Source organism: Porphyromonas sp. HMSC065F10 (assembly GCF_001808555.1).
GTDB lineage: Bacteria > Bacteroidota > Bacteroidia > Bacteroidales > Porphyromonadaceae > Porphyromonas_A.
In genome coordinates, this window is sequence record NZ_KV793801.1 from 38,885 (window position 1) to 57,057 (window position 18,173).

At 58.5% G+C, this 18,173-nt stretch carries 14 protein-coding genes; 7 read left to right on the plus strand and 7 right to left on the minus strand.

The features are described from left to right. Positions 1-231: 231 nt before the first annotated feature. Genes ung through HMPREF2890_RS06745 form a run of 3 tightly spaced genes read right to left on the minus strand, consistent with a single transcriptional unit; the run spans position 232 to position 5,215 of the window. Positions 232-903: a uracil-DNA glycosylase gene (gene ung / locus HMPREF2890_RS06735; protein ID WP_070466897.1), complete on the minus strand. Its 672-nt coding sequence runs from the start codon at positions 901-903 to the stop codon at positions 232-234. Further along, the gene (locus HMPREF2890_RS06740) at positions 903-3,515 is read right to left on the minus strand and encodes a dipeptidyl-peptidase 3 family protein (protein ID WP_070466899.1); all 2,613 of its coding nucleotides are present in this window, start codon (positions 3,513-3,515) and stop codon (positions 903-905) included. The genes ung and HMPREF2890_RS06740 overlap by 1 nt, the downstream gene beginning before the upstream one ends. Positions 3,516-3,532: 17 nt before the next feature. Then, positions 3,533-5,215 carry a nucleoside kinase gene (locus tag HMPREF2890_RS06745; protein WP_083289859.1) on the minus strand — a complete coding sequence of 561 codons (1,683 nt, stop codon included), beginning with the start codon at positions 5,213-5,215 and terminating at the stop codon, positions 3,533-3,535. 237 nt (positions 5,216-5,452) lie between these two features. Between HMPREF2890_RS06745 and HMPREF2890_RS06750 the strand changes: the two genes are divergently transcribed. Genes HMPREF2890_RS06750 through HMPREF2890_RS06775 form a run of 6 tightly spaced genes read left to right on the plus strand, consistent with a single transcriptional unit; the run spans position 5,453 to position 15,255 of the window. Continuing rightward, a complete protein-coding gene (locus tag HMPREF2890_RS06750; protein ID WP_070466901.1) occupies positions 5,453-8,563 on the plus strand; it encodes a SusC/RagA family TonB-linked outer membrane protein in 3,111 nt (1,036 codons plus the stop codon). Between the two features lie 19 nt (positions 8,564-8,582). After that, positions 8,583-10,145 (plus strand): SusD/RagB family nutrient-binding outer membrane lipoprotein, encoded by a 1,563-nt coding sequence (locus HMPREF2890_RS06755; protein ID WP_070466904.1) that lies wholly within the window; start codon positions 8,583-8,585, stop codon positions 10,143-10,145. A gap of 27 nt (positions 10,146-10,172) precedes the next feature. Then, positions 10,173-11,228, plus strand: coding sequence for a hypothetical protein (locus tag HMPREF2890_RS06760; RefSeq protein WP_070466906.1), 1,056 nt, complete (start codon positions 10,173-10,175; stop codon positions 11,226-11,228). A 10-nt stretch (positions 11,229-11,238) separates the two neighbouring features. Further along, the gene (locus tag HMPREF2890_RS06765) at positions 11,239-12,456 is read left to right on the plus strand and encodes a DUF1735 and LamG domain-containing protein (RefSeq protein WP_070466908.1); all 1,218 of its coding nucleotides are present in this window, start codon (positions 11,239-11,241) and stop codon (positions 12,454-12,456) included. A 25-nt stretch (positions 12,457-12,481) separates the two neighbouring features. Beyond that, entirely contained in the window at positions 12,482-13,897 is a 1,416-nt protein-coding gene (locus tag HMPREF2890_RS06770) for a glycoside hydrolase family 18 protein (RefSeq protein ID WP_070466911.1), read from the plus strand. Between the two features lie 17 nt (positions 13,898-13,914). After that, positions 13,915-15,255, plus strand: a complete 1,341-nt coding sequence (locus HMPREF2890_RS06775) for a pilus assembly protein N-terminal domain-containing protein (RefSeq protein ID WP_148130712.1) — start codon at positions 13,915-13,917, stop codon at positions 15,253-15,255. A 96-nt stretch (positions 15,256-15,351) separates the two neighbouring features. On the opposite strand, the gene HMPREF2890_RS06780 is transcribed toward HMPREF2890_RS06775, so the two are convergent. The 4 genes from HMPREF2890_RS06780 to HMPREF2890_RS06795 form a co-directional block, all read right to left on the minus strand. Then, positions 15,352-15,552: a hypothetical protein gene (locus tag HMPREF2890_RS06780; RefSeq protein WP_070466916.1), complete on the minus strand. Its 201-nt coding sequence runs from the start codon at positions 15,550-15,552 to the stop codon at positions 15,352-15,354. After that, complete coding sequence (locus HMPREF2890_RS06785; protein ID WP_070466918.1) at positions 15,549-15,971, minus strand: hypothetical protein; 423 nt, start codon at positions 15,969-15,971, stop codon at positions 15,549-15,551. The genes HMPREF2890_RS06780 and HMPREF2890_RS06785 overlap by 4 nt, the downstream gene beginning before the upstream one ends. Next, the gene (locus HMPREF2890_RS06790; RefSeq protein WP_083289860.1) at positions 15,953-16,525 is read right to left on the minus strand and encodes an N-acetylmuramoyl-L-alanine amidase; all 573 of its coding nucleotides are present in this window, start codon (positions 16,523-16,525) and stop codon (positions 15,953-15,955) included. The genes HMPREF2890_RS06785 and HMPREF2890_RS06790 overlap by 19 nt, the downstream gene beginning before the upstream one ends. Before the next feature lie 116 nt (positions 16,526-16,641). Next, a complete protein-coding gene (locus HMPREF2890_RS06795; protein WP_070466920.1) occupies positions 16,642-17,127 on the minus strand; it encodes an HU family DNA-binding protein in 486 nt (161 codons plus the stop codon). Between the two features lie 289 nt (positions 17,128-17,416). On the opposite strand from HMPREF2890_RS06795, the gene HMPREF2890_RS06805 reads away from it, so the two are divergent. Next, positions 17,417-17,722, plus strand: coding sequence for a DUF4248 domain-containing protein (locus HMPREF2890_RS06805; protein WP_083289861.1), 306 nt, complete (start codon positions 17,417-17,419; stop codon positions 17,720-17,722). Positions 17,723-18,173: the final 451 nt, after the last annotated feature.

Below are 18,173 nucleotides of genomic sequence, written 5' to 3' on the forward strand. Positions count from 1 at the left end.
TTCCTTGCATCTGGGGCATTCTGCAAAGTCTCCGCCAAAAAAAGCACAGTTTTTTTGGCGAAAGACCATTTCGCAAAGGTCTTCATCCAGTAACTGATCCTCCGGGAGTACAAGATCAAGCCGTAGGAAGCATATGAGCTCACATCATCCCTCCTCTTCCTTGCGTGTCACAGGTCACCGGGGAGAGCCTGTGTATAGGACGGGAGATGGTGGGCTCTGCCTTGTGCTTGCTCAGCCCTCCACCCAGCGGATGAGGGGGAGGTGGTGGCGGAGGAGGTAGTCGTTGGTCTTGGAGAAGGGCTTGCTGCCGAAGAAGCCTCGGTAGGCACTTAGGGGCGAGGGGTGTGGCGCACGGAGGATCCGGTGGCGCTCGGGGTCGATGAGGCGCGCCTTCTGCTGCGCATCCGACCCCCAGAGGATGAAGACAAGATGCTCCCGCCGCTCAGCGAGGAGCTCTATCGCCCGGTCCGTGAAGTGCTCCCAGCCCCAGCCGTGGTGGCTGCGCGGCTGGTGGGCGGTGACGGTGAGGGTCGCATTGGGGAGGAAGACGCCCTGTCGCGCCCAGTGGGTGAGGTCCCCGGAGAGGGGCTTCTTCACCTCAAGGTCATCGGCCAGTTCCTTATATATATTGTCGAGAGACGGCGGGATCATCACCCCCCTTGGGACGGAGAAGGCAAGGCCCATTGCCTGCCCAACGTTGTGGTAAGGGTCTTGCCCGACGATCACCACCTTGACTTGGTTAAAGGGGCAGAGGTTGAAGGCATTGAAGATCAGGGGAGCGGGCGGGAAGCACTGCCCCTCAGCGTAGGCCCGCCGCACTCGGTCGGTCAGCTGTCGGAAGTAGGGTTGCTCGAAGTCTTCCCTTAGCACCTCCTTCCACGAGGACTCTATCTGTACGTTCACTATCTGAGGTACTCCAGCAGTTCGGTCAATTCTTCCCCCACCCCCTTGCGGAGCGGGTCTTCCTCCTTAGCACGGGCATTGGCGAAGCGTGCTATGCGCTGTCGCATCTCGGGCTGACGCTCGGCGAGGCGGGAGAGTGCACGGAGGATGTAGGTCGCCTGGAGCGGTCGCTCCTCGGAGAGCACCTCCTCGGCGCGGTCGAGAGAGTGCTTGACGAAGCGGGTAGAGGCGCTACCGGCAACGGCGAGACGGGTCAGCACGACCCACGGCAGGACCGCCTCGGGGGACTGCTTCGCCACCTCCGTAGCCACCCTCTCCTCCTCACCGGAGCCGATCAGCAGGAGGGTGACAAATTGCTCCGCCTCCTCGATCGTGCGACACTCGCCCGCGAGCGAGAGGAGATCCTTGCGGGTCAGCTCCTCCCGGGGGCGGATCATCAGGGAGAGGAGGCGCATCTCGCGGACCTCCTTCGTCCACATCAGGTCGGCAAGGGAGCGGTCGCGGGGCTGCTCTGCAGCGATCTCGCGCAGGTCGGGCAGACTGACGCCAAAGTTGATCCCATACTGCAGCCCCTTGTCGCGCATACTCTTAGAGACATCGCCACTCATCCGCTTGCGGAGTCGCTGCCGGATCGCATTGAGCCTGTCGTGCCACTTCCCCTCGCCGTAGACCTTGTGCTCCTTACGGAGAAAACCCTCTAAGGGCAGTGCCAGCGTGCGGTACTGCTCGCTGTAGCGGAGGTTTTGCTCGATAAATCCCTCGGTGTAGTCGATCTCCACGCTCTCCCCGCGGAGCGAGAGGCGGGGATTGACAAAGCCGATATAGGGTGCCATGCCGGTGGCTCGGTCGCGCCGGATCGCCTCCTCCCTCAGCTCCGGATCCACCTCGGTGCCAAAGCGGGCAACCAGGTCAGCAGCCGCCTCGTAGTCACCCCAGCTCTTGATGCGCTGCAGCTCTCGCAGTAGCTCACCAAAGATCTCTCTCAGCCGATCGTAGTCGTGGATGAGGACGAAGTGCTCCCCCTTGATCGCCTCCAGGGTCACCGCCTCCGGGTACTGCAGGGCGTAGCGGGCGATGAGGGCGCGGTTTTGCATATGCGCCTCCCTCAGCACGGTGTCCTCCCCGAGGCGGGAGAGCTGAGTGATGAGGGCGGAGGTGAGGTAGCGGTCGTACTCCGCCCGATAAGCGTCAGGCGAGGGCAGGATCCCCAGTTCGACCAGCTTCGGGTCGGCGATGAAGTAGAGGGCATTGATATCCGCCCTTGCCTCCTCGATGCAGGAGTCGTACTCCCTCAGGTCGGCACCCGAGATGCCGGGGAGGAGCTTCCCCGAGCCGTGACCGATGATCTCGTGGAGGTCGGTGTGGAGCATGTCCGCCTCGGCACCATAGCGCCTCAGCCGCTCCTTCACCTCCTCACCGTGATAGAAAAGGTCGATCGAGGCAGCGCTGCGGTAGCGGTCGATGGCGAGGGAGATATTAGAGAGGGTGACGCTCTTGCTCCCCACCTCGGCCCGCATCCGCTCGTCATTGGGGAGGTTGATCCCAAGTGGCGAGGCGGGGTAGCTGTCACCGGCCAGCATCACCACGTCGATAGCGCGGGCGGCACGGCCGAGGGGCTCTGTCCGCTTGTAGGCTTCGTCGATGGGCGACTGCTGCTCAAAGTAGCCCGCCAGCTCGACGATCCGGCGCACCCGCTCGGTGCCCTCGGGATCCTCCAGCTCCACGATCCCCTCGTAGGAGCCCTTCAGCCCGAGCGGATCCTCATAGGTCTCGATAAATCCGTGGATCAGGTCTACCGGCTCCAGCAGCCGCACCCAAGCCTCGCTGTAGTCGGCAAAGGCATCGATGTCCCCGCTCTCGTAGTAGGCGATCAGCGTCCGGAGGGTCTCCCTTGCCGCTTCGCTTGGGGCGTAGGAGAGCGCTGCAGTAAGCTGTCGGACGATCGCCTGCAGGGCGTCGCCGTAGAGCCCGTCGGTGTAGGCGGTCAGCTCCCGCAGCTCGCCTTTTTCATCCTTCACAAGCCGGCTATTCAGTCCTGGGGCGATGCGGTACTTGTCTTTTCGCTTTTCGTAAAACTCCAGCGCCTCCGCTGTGGTGACACCGGGGCCGTAGAAATTGACCGCTGACCGCTCCACTAAGGTCTCCCGATCCCCGTCCGCACGGCGAAGGGGGGCCTTTCTCGGGTCAAAGATCATCTCCTCCAGTGCGTCAAGGGTGAAGCCCTGTGCCTCGAGGTACGCCTCCACATCGTACGGCAGCTGCAGCACCGCCTCGTGGAAGTAGGTCCGGCTAAAGGCGGGGACCGTCTTGGTCTCCTTGTAGTGGTGGTGGAAGCCGGAGTACATCCAGAGCTGCGTCAGGTAGTCCTCCATATCGTGATTGCGGAAGGTCCCCTGCTCCCAGATCGCCTCAAGGATCGCCCGTGCGGCGAGCGACATCGGGTGGTGCTGCAGGTAGAGGATGTCCCGGCCGTAGAGGCACGCCTCGGCGAGATGGTAGACGTAGCGCTGAGCCTGTGGCTCCAGAGACTCCCAGCCGGGGACCCGGTAGCGCAGGATGTCGATATGCTTGGAGTGGTAGACGAGATCGCTTACCGTTGCTTTCTGTGTCATAGGAGAAGAGAAGTAGGTTATCGGTCCCGATAGCTGCTGCCGCCGATGAACTCCCTCAGGAGCGACCCGTGAGGGAGCAGCTTCTCCGGGATCGGATCGAAGAAGCGCAGCTCCCGCAGGAGCCGAGCCGCCACCGGATAGACCGGACTCATCTCCGGCACCCGACTGATCGCCAGCTCTGCCTGCTGCCTCAGCGCACCGAGCTCGTAGACCATGGCGCTATTGAAGATCACGTCCGCCTCCTCCTGGTAGGGGAAGACCCACTTCTCCTCACCGGCACGCACATCGGGCCAGGAGGTAAGCGTCTCCTCGGGCGGTTTGTTTCGGTACTTCACATCCCTCACCATCCGACGCAGCAGGCGGTTGTCGCTTGTGCTGAGCCAATTGTGCTTGTCGTAAGAGATGGCTGTCAGGGCGGAGACGTAGATCTTGTACGACGATGCCTCCACGGCATCAGTCAGGATGATCGGGTTGAGCCCGTGGATCCCCTCGATGATGATCATATCCTGCTCGGTGAGCTGAAGCGTATTCCTCGGGTCCATCACCCGCTCACCGAGGACAAAGTCGTACCGCGGCATCGGCATCTCCTCTCCCCGGACCAGCCCCCGCAGCGTCTCCCTGAGGAAGGGCAGGTCAAGGGCATAGACCGACTCGTAATCCGGCTGTCCCGCCTCGTTGTGCGGGGTGATCGCCCGATTGACATAGAAGTCATCAAGCGAGATCGGATAGGGCCGGATGAGGTGTGTCAGCAACTGGGTCGTCAGGCGGCGGGAGAAGGTGGTCTTCCCCGACGATGAGGGTCCCGAGATCAGCACCGCCGACACCCCTTTGTCCCGATGCAGTCGAGCGATGTGGGAGGCGATGGCAGCGATCTGCTTCTCCTGCTGAGCCTCCGCCACCTGGATCATCTGCGTGGCTTTACCGGAGCGGATCAGGAGATTGAGCGGCGTCACGTCCTCCACGCTCAGGCCGGTGATGAGCCGATGCTGCGAGTCAAGGGCCTTGAAGAGCTTGGGCTGCAGCTCTTTCTCGGCGAGCTTTGTGGGATCCCGGCGATCCGGCACCCGGATGAGGAAGCCATCATTGGCCGGCTCGAGGTCAAAGAGGTGGAGCTGCCCCGTCCGCAACAGCACCTGGTGGAGGATATAGTAGTAGTCGCCCTGCAGCTCCCAGAGGATCACGGAGTAGCGCCCGGAGTCGCTGATGAGCGCTGCAGTGTCGACGTCCCCCTTCTCCTCCATATACTTGATCGCCTCCTCGGCAAAGAGCCTCACCCTATTTATCGGCAGGTCAGCATCGATGTACCTCTGGATGCAGGCACGCACCCGCTCCAGCTCCTCCGTCGTCGGCCGTCGGTCACCGATGGTGCCGTAGTAGCCCTTGGCGAGGGCAAATTCGAGCTTCAGGGTAGGCAGTTTCAGCTCCCTTGCGGCAGCAGTGAGCAGCAGTGCCAGGGTCCTGATATAGGCTCTGCTGCCCTCCTCCGAGCAGTAGTCCGCAAAGGTGAGCCGGCAGGACTCCACGATGGGCCTCTGGAGTGCCCATGGGTGATTATTCATCGTGGTGGCAAGGGCATCACTGATGCCGATCGCCTCAAAGTCCTCGCGGAATCGGTCAAAGACCTCCGCCGGGCTCAGCAGCTCCTCCGTCGCGAGGCTCCGCTTGATCTGTGGGAGAAATATCGTCTTACCTGTAGTCATACTCTATCGCATTCACTTTTCCCAAAGGTACTACATTCCGCCCTATCCCACGCAGCGCCTCCCTAGCTCCCAAAGGGACGTTAAGTCTGTGGGTTAGGAAAAAGATTGATTAACTTTGCGCCAAAGAGGGTCACCACCCCTCAGTAGACCATATGTAGGCCCGGTATGAGTCATCACCACAGCCTCCGCCGGATACTCTGCATACGAATCGGAGTTTTTACCTTTTACAACTTTATAATGAAGAATCTACTATCACTCCAAAGCAGGCATTTCCTTCTGCTGCTTATGTGCTTGGTGTTTGCTCTTCCGCTGTCGGCGCAGAGCAAGCTCACAGTGAAGGGCCATGTAGTGGACGAGCAGAATGAGCCCATCATCAGCGCCACGGTGGTCGTCATCGGGCAGGCCAATATGGGAGCAATGACTGACATTGATGGAAACTTCCAGATAGCCGAAGTCCCCTCCGACGCTACGCTACGCATCTCCTACGTGGGATATAAGACGATCGAGGTCCCTCTGAATGGACGCACCTCTCTGACGGTAGTCCTCAAGGAGGATAGCGAGCTCCTCGATGAGGTCGTCGTTACCGCTCTCGGCATCAAGCGTCAGACCAAGGCTCTCGCCTACAATGTCCAAGAGATCAAGGGCGACCAGCTCAGCTCCCGTAAGGACCCCAACTTTGTCAACTCTCTCAACGGCAAGATCGCCGGTGTCACCATCAATACCAGCTCCGCCGGTATGGGAAGTGCCGCAAGGGTGGTCATGAGAGGTACCAAGTCCATCCAGGGCAATAATAACGCCCTCTACGTGATCGATGGCGTGCCGATCTACTCCCTGACCCAGGAGCAGGGCTCAGGTCGCTTCTCCTCCTCCGGCTCTACGGAGAGTGCTGCGGACATCAACCCTGACGATATCGCCTCGATCTCTGTCCTTACCGGCGCCTCCGCAGCCGCCCTCTATGGATCGGCAGCTGCCAATGGTGCCATCCTCATCACCACGAAGAAGGGTCAGGCGGGAGCGCCCAAGGTCTCCTACGCCATGAATATGGACTTCGGGCGACCGATGATCCTGCCGGAGTTTCAGAATCGCTACGGCAGTCAGGGCAACCTCCTCTCCTGGGGCTCGCTGATCCCGGAGGGCGACCCGAGATGGGATGTGGATGACTTCTTCCGCACGGCATCCAATATGACGCACTCCATCTCCGTCTCCGGAGGTACGGAGCGCAACCAGACCTACGTCTCCGGCAGTGTGACCACGACGAAAGGTCTCGTGCCTAATAACAGCTACAATAGATACAACCTGTCGGCACGCAATAACACCTCCTTCCTTGAGGATCGCTTGAATATCGGCACCTCGGCAGGTCTTGTATTCGAGGACCATATGAACCTCATCAACCAGGGTGAGTATATGAACCCCCTCGTGGCCGCTTACCTCATGCCGAGGAGCGAGAGCTTGGAGTCGGTCAAGAACTTTGAGAAAGCCGACCCCAGCCGCAACATTTATGTCCAAAACTGGGCCTACGGCAACGGGGACTACACCCTCCAAAACCCCTACTGGATTGCGTACAGAAACCTCCGCGGCACCAAGCGCGAGCGCTACATCCTGGGGCTGAATGCCAAGTACGACATCATGAAGTGGTCCGAGTCGGACTTCTGGAACGTCGCCGGTCGTGTCCGGTGGGATCGCACGCTCGTCAAGTCTACGGACAAGCGCTACGCGACGACCGAGAAGACCCATGACGTCAGCAAGAATGGCTACTATGGCGAGCTGAAGGGAAGCGAGAGCCAGACCTACGCCGACCTCCTTACGACGGTAAATAAGGGATTTGAGCTGCAGAATGACTGGCGGCTCAATGTCAATGCCACCCTCGGTGCCTCCATCCAGGACACCCGCTACGACGACACAACGTATGGCGGTCCGCTGCGTGAGGCTGGTATCCCCAACGTCTTCAATATCTTCAATATCGACCAGGGTGCCCAGAAGACCAAGCCGATCCCTCACGGATGGATCGAGCAGACGCAGAGTATCTTCGGGAGCGTGGAGCTGGGGCTCAACTCCTACCTCTACCTGACCCTCACGGGACGTAATGACTGGGCATCACAGCTCGCCAATTCGCCCCAGAAGTCGTTCTTCTACCCTTCCGTGGGTCTCTCCGGTGTCATTACCGAGATGCTTGATGAGGAGACCTACCAGAGGATCCGTCCGGTGCTCAATTACTTCAAGGTGCGCCTTGCGTACAGTTCGGTCGCCTCACCATTCCAGCGCGGTCTGACGACCCCGGTATACCTCCCGGATGAGGACAGCAAGAAGTACAAGACCCAGACCTACTTCCCCATCGGTCAGCTCTATCCGGAGCGTACCAACTCGTACGAGGTCGGTATCTCCTCTCGTTGGTTTAACGGCCTCCTCACCCTCGACGGAAGTTGGTACCTGACTGATACCAACAATCAGACCCTGCGCGTCGCCGCCTCTCCCTCCTCCGGCTACGATGCCGTCTACATCCAGACCGGTAGCGTACGCAACCAGGGTGTGGAGCTTGCCCTGGGACTTCACCTGGGCAAGGATGAGGGCTTCCGCTACGACGGCAACTTCACCTACGGATACAATCACAATAAGATCGTGGAGCTGGCCGATAACTACTACAACCCCCTCACGAAGGAGCAGGAGTCACAGCCCTTCCTCGACATGAACAGCATGGGCTCGATGCACTATATCCTCAAGAAGGGTGGCTCACTCGGTGACATCTACACCACACAGGACTTTACGCGAGACGCTAAGGGACGGGTGCTGGTCAATAAGAATGGCTCCCTGAGTGTCTCCAACTTCAAGGACGACCAGATGGTTAAGCTCGGCAGTGTGCTCCCGAGCCACAACCTCGGCTGGACCAACGAGCTATCCTACAAGGGACTGAGCTTGGGCTTTGCCCTTACCGGCCGTGTCGGAGGCGTGGTCGTATCCATGACTCAGGCAGCCCTCGACCACTATGGCGTCTCTGAGGCGACTGCTGCAGCGAGGGATCTCGGCTTTGTACCGGTCGATGGCAGACCTATTGATCCTCAGAGCTACTTCATCGCGCGGGGTATGAATCGCCTGGCACAGTACTACGTCTACGATGCCACCAACTTCCGTCTGCAGGACCTCCACATCTCCTACAGATACAAGTTCCCCGCATCCATTTTCATCTCCGATGCCACGCTGTCCCTCTATGGGAGGAACCTGTGCTTCATATACAATAATGCTCCCTTCGATCCCGAGTCTGTCTCCTCGACGGCCAATTACAACCAGGGTATGGACTACTTTATGCTGCCGTCCCAGAGGACTCTCGGATTTAGTCTAAGTCTCAATTTCTAAGTCACACACTTGAGCTTTTATGAAAAATATAAATCTCACCCTCACCGCTTTTTTGGGCTTCACGCTCCTCGTAAGCGCCTGCACGAAAAAGTTTGAGGACTACAATAAAGATCTCTCAGGCATCACGGAGGCAGAGATGTCCCGTATCCCCATCGGTGGTGCAGAGCTGTACCAGCTCATCAACTGGGTCATCCCCAATCAGGAAAACGGCTACCAGATGGACTACGACCTCCCGGGTGTCTTGTCCGGCTTTGTCGGCTCTCCCAATTTCACCTCCGACTTTGCCCGCTATGCCCCAAGGCAGGGATGGAATGACTACCCCTTTGACGACACCTTCGGGGGACACCTCTACACTCAGTACAATGTCCTGAAGCGGAAGAGCGAGGGCGATATGACTAAGCCCTACTTTGCGCTCGGCACCCTCCTCCGCGTCGCCATAGTCCACCGCGTGGCAGACTGCTACGGGCCGGTACCCTACTCCAAGGTCACCGGAGTGGATCTCCGCGTCCCCTACGATACTGAGGAGGAGCTCTATACCGCCATGCTCGCTGATCTCAAGACAGCCGTAGAGGCGCTTGACGAGACTCCCGTGGGTGACCTCTCGTACAAGGACTACGATGAGGTCTATGGCGGCGACATGCATAAGTGGGCCACCTATGGTCGCTCGCTGATGCTGCGCATGGCGATCCGCATCTCCGGTGTGGCTCCCTCCATGGCCAAGGAGTATGCAGAGTATGCGGTGCAGAAGGGCGTCATCGAGAGCAATGACCTGACGGCTGCCCTGCCATCGATCGACAACCCTGCTGTCAAGATGAATGACTGGAACGACTCGCGCGTAGGGGCTGATATCGTGGAATATATGCTTGCCTTTGGCGATCCGCGCACCTCCGCCTACTTCACTGCCGTACGTGGAGAGAAGCCCTTCGGCCTTCACGTGCCGCCCGTTAAGGGCTTTAAGGGCGATCCTAAGCAGGATGAGTACTCTCGTGTGAATGTCGCAAAAGACTCGCCCATCTACCTGATCACAGCCGCCGAGGTCTCTTTCCTCAGAGCTGAGGGTAAGCTGCTCGGCTGGAGCGTTGGCGACAAGAGTGCTCGCGAGTACTATGAGGAGGGGATCCGCCTCTCCTGCGAGCAGTGGGGCGTAGAGGTAGGCGACTATCTCTCCAGTGTGGAGACCAGAGGAGGCTTCCAGGATCTCGTCTTCCCCGATGCAGATGTCCCCTCATTCTCGTCCGATATCACAGTCTCGTGGGATGCTGCTGCCGGTGACAAGGAGAGGGAGCTGGCGCAGATCATCACCCAGAAGTGGATCGCGCTCTTCCCCTACAACACCATCGAGGCGTGGTCCGAGTGGCGCCGCACCGGGTATCCCAATCTCCTCACCGCTACCATCAATGAGAGCAAGGACTGTCAGGACATCGTGTGCAGAGCCGATGGCAAGGACTATGGCGGCATGAGGCGCTTCGCTTTCTCCAATAAAGAGAAGGTCAACAACCTGGAGAATGTGAATGCCATCCTCCCCTCTCTGAATGGTCCGGATACACACGCCACCGATCTCTGGTGGGCACTCAAGAAGTAATCCCTCCTATTATCAAGATAGTATTGTATGAATAAGAATAGATATTTCATCGCACTCCTGCTGCCACTTCTGGCCCTCGGCAGCTGTGCGGACTGGACCACGCAGGAGCCCATCCCCGTGGAGGCTCCCGTACTCCGTCCGGCAGACAAGGTCGTCAGGCAGTACAAGGCTGATATTTTCTCTCGTCCCATAGTCATCGGGATGATGCACGACTGGTGCAAGCAACCACTCCACTGGCTGTCGGAGACCCCGGACAGCCTTGACGTGGTGATCCTCAAGGGGGTGACGGATGAGCTCACCTCCACTCAGAGCTACGACCTCGCAAGCGCTCAGAGTGCCAAGCACACCAGGGTACTCCTCGGCATGGATCTCAGTCAGTACGATGTCAGCGGCTCCAAGGAGCTCGACCGACAGCTCACTAAGGAGCGAATGAGCCTAAATGCCAAGTGGGCTGCCGCTGCGACCGAGGTGACACCCGAGGAGAGGGAGAAGGAGCTGTCCGCCATGACTGAGAGAGTGACCAAGGAGCTGCATGACAAGTGGCTCCTGTCTGCTCGGCAGGAGATCGTCAGAGGTCTCGGGCTGCTCTCTGTGGGGTCCTTCGATGGCTACTCGATCAAGCTCCCCGTGGACTTTGCGCTCTTTGACAAGGCTGAGATCACCGATATCCTCGCTGACCTCTACAAGCGTGCCTCCTCGCAGAGGGCTAACTACCTCATCGCCGTTGAGAGCCCTTATGCGGAGGCTGCCTCCTTTGTGGAGAAAGCGACCTGGGTGCTCTACAGCTGCACCGCAGTCGACCCCACCCTCGCACACTTTACCGAGCAGGCATCACTGTGGTCCGGCAGTCGATTTGTCCCCACCATCGATCTCTCGGATAAGAAAAACACCATCGGCTACCCCGACAGCCCTATCTTCTCTGCCGACAAGATCTCAAGGGACAGGGAGCTTATCCACTGGACGTCTGCCAATAAGGCCGGAGTCGCCTTCGATCACATCGAGGTGGACGCCGGCAATAAGTCCGGCACGGAGGGCTTTGCTCTCCTCAGGGATCTGATCAATGCCAATAGTCTAACGAAGTAAACCGAATGCCATGAAACAGATAACTCTGAACTCACTTCTCCTCTCTGCCCTCCTGGCACTCGGCTTGGCGGCATGCGACAGCAAGAGTGACCTCGAGCCCGGCTCTCTCACCGGCGACACCGCTGCGGTGCTCAATCTGGTGAAGGACGATGGTAAGATGAGCCAGTCCTCCCCCTACAAGATCACCAGCTTCGTGATCAGCGACCCGGAGATCACATCACAGGACGTAGTGATGAATGTGCAGCTCTTCAGACCCGCAGAGGAGACCCGCAAGGTGACCCTCGCCGTGGATAAGGAGGCTGCAGACCGCTACCAGCAGCTACAGGGACAGGCGTACAAGCTCCTCGACCCCTCCTTGATCACTCTTCCGGAGCAGGTCGTGGTGAAGAAGGGAGCAACCTACTCCGACAACTTCACGATCAAGGCCGGTGTCCCTGAGACCTTGGAGCCCAATACCAAGTATCTCTTTGCCATCGCGCTGACCGAGGTTGAGTGCAGCAAGGTGATACGCCCGATACACAGCATCGCTCTCTTTACCGTAGAGCGCTTCGTCGAGTCCGATGACATCCTAAAGTCAGTTCGCCTCACCCGTGACCTCTACTTCACCTTGGCACAGCCCTTCGGCTCCAAGGGGGACGAGGCCATGACCTTAGAGACGCTGATCAACGTGGAGAAATTCCGCACCCCGGAGGATCCCGGAGAGGCAAGCATCTCCACCCTGATGGGTGTCGAGGGAGGCACGCTCCTGAGATTTGGCGACAGCGGCGTCCCCGGCAACCAACTGCAGGCCAATGGCACAAGGGTTGACTTTACCTTTGAGACCAGTAAGTGGTACCACATCGCCATGACCTGTGCCGATGGGATCACCAGGGTGTACATCAATGGCGACCTCAAGGCGACATTCCCCAAGAGAGGCTCACTATCAGGTGGCAATCCCTTCCTGATCGGTCGGAGCTGGAGCCAAGGGCGTGGCATCCAGGCTCGACTCTCCGAGACCCGTGTATGGTCTGTGGCCAGGAGTGCTGAGGAGATCAAGGATAATATGTACAAGGTGGACGCCAAGTCCAGTGGACTACTCGCCTACTGGCGTATGATCGCAGCTGACGGCTCCGTCGTCACCGATGCCACCGGCAACAACTACGACCTCCTGCTGAAGGGTCAAGCCGGCAAGAGTGGCGATCAGCCCGTGGAGATCTACGAGGAGTCCTCGCCCATCACTATTGAGTAATAGAAACTTTACGATGATTATTTCGATGAAAAGAAGATATACCGTCTCAGGGCTGGTGGCTCTTGCGATGCTGACGGCATCGTTGCTGACTGGGTGTAGTCAGCAGGAGCCCATCCTGCTCCCTGCTCCCACGCAGTCGGCAACCACTCCCGCCCTCAAGCCCTACTCAATCTCCTCTCAGGATGGAGACGAGCAATTCACGAGTGTCTACCACTCCAGGACGGTGGACCTGAGGGTGGCTCTCCCCTATAAGGGCTGCACCGTGCAGCTGCTTCCTACGACAGACGAGGAGGTCAGCTCGATCACCGACAAGCTGGAGCACTTCACCCACTTAGGCACCTTCTCTCTCCTCTCGGAGGAGCACAGCACCACCGAGTGGGTCGATGACGCCAAGGATCCGCTCGTCAAGCACCTCAAGGTAGCCCTCACCGGCATTGAGGACCTCGACTATGGCTACTATGTGCTGCCGATCAAGGTGCAGGCGGCAGAGTACACCATGAGCCACTACATACTGATCAATCGCCTCGGGGATGTGGTCCCGCTGGACGAGGCGACGAAGAGACTCCCCCCGGATCTCTTGGGCGGTCCCGAGCGGACAGAGCCGATGAAGATGGTCGCTTATGTCGAGACGAATGATAATGACATCAGGAACTACGGCAATCTCATCCTCACGGGCAGCCGTCTCCCTGTATTTGACTTCATTGTGCTCTTTGCAGCCAATATGAATTACGATGCTGTCAAGGGGAGGAGGTACATCTCCTTCAACGACAAACTCCAGCCCATCGTACAGCACCCCGAGATCTACATCAAGCCATTGACAGATCGTGGGATCAAGGTGATCGTCGACATTCTGCCGAATCACCAGGGCGTAGGGTACAGAAATTTCCAGAGCTACGAGGAGGCCCTCGACTTTGCCAAGGAGGCGAAGATGTGGACCGACAAGCTCGGCATCGACGGATGGGATATAGATGAGGAGTATGCCGAGTACGGGAAGCTCCCCTCCTTCGGGCACCCCGATATGTCTGCCCTCTGGATGGTCAAGGCCTTCAAGGAGGTTATGCCCGACAAGCTCATCACGCACTACGAGTTCGGTAGCCCCTTCCGTGCCGACCTGACCGATGAGGACGGGAAGTCCGCCATAGACTACATCGACTACAGCTGGTCAGACTATGGTGTCTCCTCACTCAGCTTCATCGACATGCCTAAGCTCAGGTATGGCAATAGATCCATTGAGGCCAATCGCTCATGGGCAGTCGCCGGAGCCGCCTCATCGGCTCGGTCGGTCCTCAGCTCCGGGCTCGGGCTCTTTATGTACTTCAATCTTAACCCCGAGGCGCTCCACAACGGCAGCCAGATCGGATTCCTCAGCGAGGTGACCAAGATCTTCTACGGAGAGTCCTGTGACTTCGTGGGACCACTCTACAAGGGCCCGGCTAAATGACCAAGACAGCAATGGATATGAATAAGATACTTAATGCAGCCCTACTGACTGCCCTTACACTCTCCCTGACCCTCCTCCTCGGCTCCTGTAACTGCGGCGTTGACATCCCTGACGCTCCCCCTGCGATCACCCTCGACCACACCGAGGTGACCGTCCCTTGTGGCGGGACCGCCCAGGTCATCGTCACGGAAGGGTCGGGAGACTACTCTGTGGTACTCCCTCAGGTCACTACCGCCACTGCGGTTACACATGGAGATACGATCATACTCCATGGTAAGGCTGATGGCCAGGTGAGCGGCGTGGTGAGAGACAACCGGTCCGGGCAGACGGCTCAGCTCAAGGTCTCCGTCACCTCAGCACAGCAGCTCCTCCGGCTCTCTCAGTATGATGCCGGGCTACCCATCGGTAGCTACGTTACCCTATCGGTACTCTCCGGCAGTGGCGACTACACCGCTGAGGTGGCCGATGAGGCCATTGCCTCCGCCAAGATAGTACCCTCAGGGATCCGCATCGTGGGTCTCAAGGAAGGCAACACCACGGTCTCAGTCAAGGATAATGCCACCGGAGCAGTAGGCAAGTGTGAGATTACCGTCTCTATGAGAGCCTTCAAGCTCGACCTGCCGGAGCTCCCCCTCACCTTCCCATACGGCGAGAGCCGTATCATAGGCATCCTCAGCGGCAATGGGACCTACGGTGCCAAGAGCGCAGAGCCCGCCATCGCCAGCGTAGAGTACAAGTCGGGGCAGTTTGTCATCACCGGTATTAAGGCCGGTACGACGACAGTCACCCTGACGGATGACATCTCCGGGAAGAGCTATGAAGTACAGGTGGTTATCACGCTCAAGCCACTCCTCCTCGACTTCCAGAATGGGTTGGTCGAGGTACTCCAGGGCTACGACACCACCCTCAGGATCATCTCCGGCAACGGAGCCTACGAGCTGACCGCTGACGAATCACTCTTCACCGCCGAGCTGAGAGATGACCTAATCATCCTTACGCCCAAGAGTAATGGCGACGGCAAGCTGATCATCAAGGACACAAAGAGCGGAGAGACCAAGGAGCTCACCGTCCGAGTCCGCGACCTGATACACTCCGGTAGGGTCAACCTCTCCTCCGTCACGGTACGTGTGGGTGAGACAGTCAAGATCGAGGTCCTCAACGCCAATGACTGGGACTACTACGAGTGGAGTGTCAAGGATGGATCACTTGCCTCGCTCTACACGCGAGGCGGGTGGGGAGAGCCCTTCTCTTGCACCGTGAAGGGTATCAAGCCCGGCAAGACGATCATCAAGCTATCTACCAGCAGCTGGGGTGGCGGTAGAGTGATCGAGGAGATCCCGGTCACCGTCACCGAGTAACCCCTCACTATACCCGCTTATTAATGGGGGTGTGCCGAGAGTCATCTCAGCACACCCCCGTTTCTCATTCCTCTTAGGGATTGCTGAGGGGAGGGTCTATTGTCCCTTATTGCGGTAGACGTAGTCGATGCCTACGAGACCGCCCACGAAGGTCATCACCTCGCCGTAGGCTACCAGCACGCTGGAGTCGATGACCCCCTGAGGGGGCATCCAGAGGGAGGTGAAGAGGAGGGTCAGGCCGCTGGCGCAGAGCGTAGAGGCCCATATCAGTCGGAATCGGTTGTTTCTTTCGTTCATAGTCGTATTGTGTGGATAAGTCTTTGCCATAGTATTCTGAGTAACAACGCCCCCAGTAGGCCCATCAAGAGACCTACCATAAGGGTCCGTATGGAGGAGGACCGGTGACTCAATGGTTGCTCTATAGTTGTCTCCCTCCTCTCCTGCGTGGCTTTGGTCTGCTCCATCTGCTTGGTGACCTGATGCCTCGCAAGTACCACCTTTTGTTTCTTAGCCGTTCCAGGCATCGGCAGGGTATATAGAGGAGTGGATGGGGTATTGCCCCACCACTCGATCGCCACGGTGTCCCGGAGGTCCGTACTTGTGATCTCTCTCATCTCGTGCTGCACTTCTGCCCGCAGTGCCTTTTCTCTGCCCTTACAGCCCACGGTCAAGGATAGCAGGAGCAGGCAGGCGATGCTCACTCGGAGACGACCCATGACTTATTGTAGAGCTTGGCGTCAAAGCAGGGACAGAGCTTGGTCCACTCGTCCGGCGTGATGATCCCATCGTGGTTTCGGTCTCGCGACAGGTCTCGGTGACCCACGACGTAGGCATCGGGGTAGAGCTCCAGCAGGCGGTGTATCAGCTGTGTCAGCGCCTGTCGCTGCATCGGTGTGCGGGTGTCTGCTGGCACGCACTTATGGTCCAGTCCGCCCTCGTAGCAGATGCCTATGGAGCGCCTATTGAAGCCCCTCACGTGGGCACCGGGTAGCTCTACGGGACGCATGCCATACAGCGATCCGTCCTTCGTGATGTAGTAGTGGTACCCGCACCCCCTAAATCCCCGCTGCACGTGATCTCGGATCAGCTGCTCGGGGGAGTAGTTGTCGCAGTTGCGCGTGGCGCTGCAGTGGATCACCAAGAGGTTAATGGCCCTCTCGGTGCGCCTGATCTCCTCGGGGCGGGTGAGTAGTGTGGGGCCACCATAGTCTTCTAAGGGGTCGGGGGTGAGCTTATCGGTAGCTACGGGTGCGGTGTAAACTTGTGTCATATCGCTTGTTTCATATAAGGTGTGTTACTGTAGTGGTGGGGTGAGGAAGTATCACCCTCCTCACCCCTGTGAGCCCTACGGACGAGTGGGCTCAGGACTCTTCAGTGGAGCCGGCATCACAGCCCGCTATGGTCCGACTCCTTATTCTCCTTGGGCTTGACGCCCTCCTCAGCCTTCTCATTGGCCTCCTCGGCCTTCTTCTTCTCAGCGATGAGGGAGCTGATGCTTCGCACCGGCACGGTAGCCATCTCCGCCAGCATGATTGGGCTGGGCGTGTAGCGGATGTGGACCTTCTTCACATTACTTGAGGAGAAGTCCTCCGCCTTTGCGGCCGCCTTACTGCGGAAGCGTAGGGCAAAGGAGCCCAGCTCGCCCAGTCGCACGGAGAGTCCCTGAGAGAGATACTCCAGGACCACCTCCGGCAGTACGGTGAGGACAGCGTTGACGTCCGCACGGTGGACGGTAGACCGCACCGAGATGCTCTTGGCGATCTGGTGGAGAGGCACGACGCCCATCATACGCGAGGTGGCGACAGCCACGCGGGGCATCTTGGCGTTGGGGATGGAGTTCTTGCGCTCAGTTACACTGTAGATAAATGCCATAGTTAGTTTTTATTGCAAAATAGATGAATAATTAGTAGGCGATCCCCCGCTCCTCTTCGGCACCCGCACGAGCGGGCATCTCTCCTCCTCGCAGTAGCGTCTGCAGCCGTACTGATCTCTTGGAGTCTATGACCGGAGAGGGTTGTCGGTGATCGTGATGCAAAAGTACGATCCGCCTCAGGGGTGATTGTCTCTTAGGATCACCTACTGTCTCTTTGAGGAGAAAAAGGTCAAGTGTTGCGTAATGTATGAATAATACATACCTTTGCAATGTCTTAACTACTAAACCATGAAAGAAGAAAAACAACAACATCCGGAGCCGATGCTCAGTACCTCCGATCTCCGACTGCTGGAGGAGATCAAGAGCTGGGAGCCTCTCAAGGGGGACTTGAGCGGCATCGTTCCCGTCAAGCAGGTAGCGCTACAGTACTACCCCGACTACCACCCGCAGAGCGCCTCGAGGGCGCTCCGTATGTCTATCAAGAGCTATCCGCTCCTCAGCCATGCCCTATCCTTAGTCGGCTGGACCAGTCCCAAGCGAAACTTCACGCCTCGCCAGACTGCCGTCCTCGCGCACTATCTCGGCACCCCATAGCCGCCCACCACTCCTATATATAGAGACTGTTGCACGAAGGCGATCTGCTGCGTTGCTTTCGGAATTCGGTCTCGGTCACGTACGTGAGTACGCTCCTTTCGGTCTCATCCTCAGCGCCTTGCATCTCATCCTTCGTGCAAAGTCTCAGCACATTTGAAACAAATGTGCGAGAATGGCACTTCGTGCAACATTCTCATATAAGGACCAAAAAAACGTCTGCGCTGCCATCCTTGAGCTCATCCTCGGTCGTGGCAGCGCAGCTCGCATACTATCAACGATTGTCAGCACTCCATCCGCAAGGGATGTCGAGGGGCGTTAGGCAGGGTTGACGCACTTGAGTAGTGCAGAAGCCAGCCATCGCATCATGAAGAGTGGGGGAGGGGGGCACCCCGTCAGGGGTGCTCGTTTTTTAGCCCCGTGGTCGAGGGGCGTAGCCCCGACGACCCGGGGA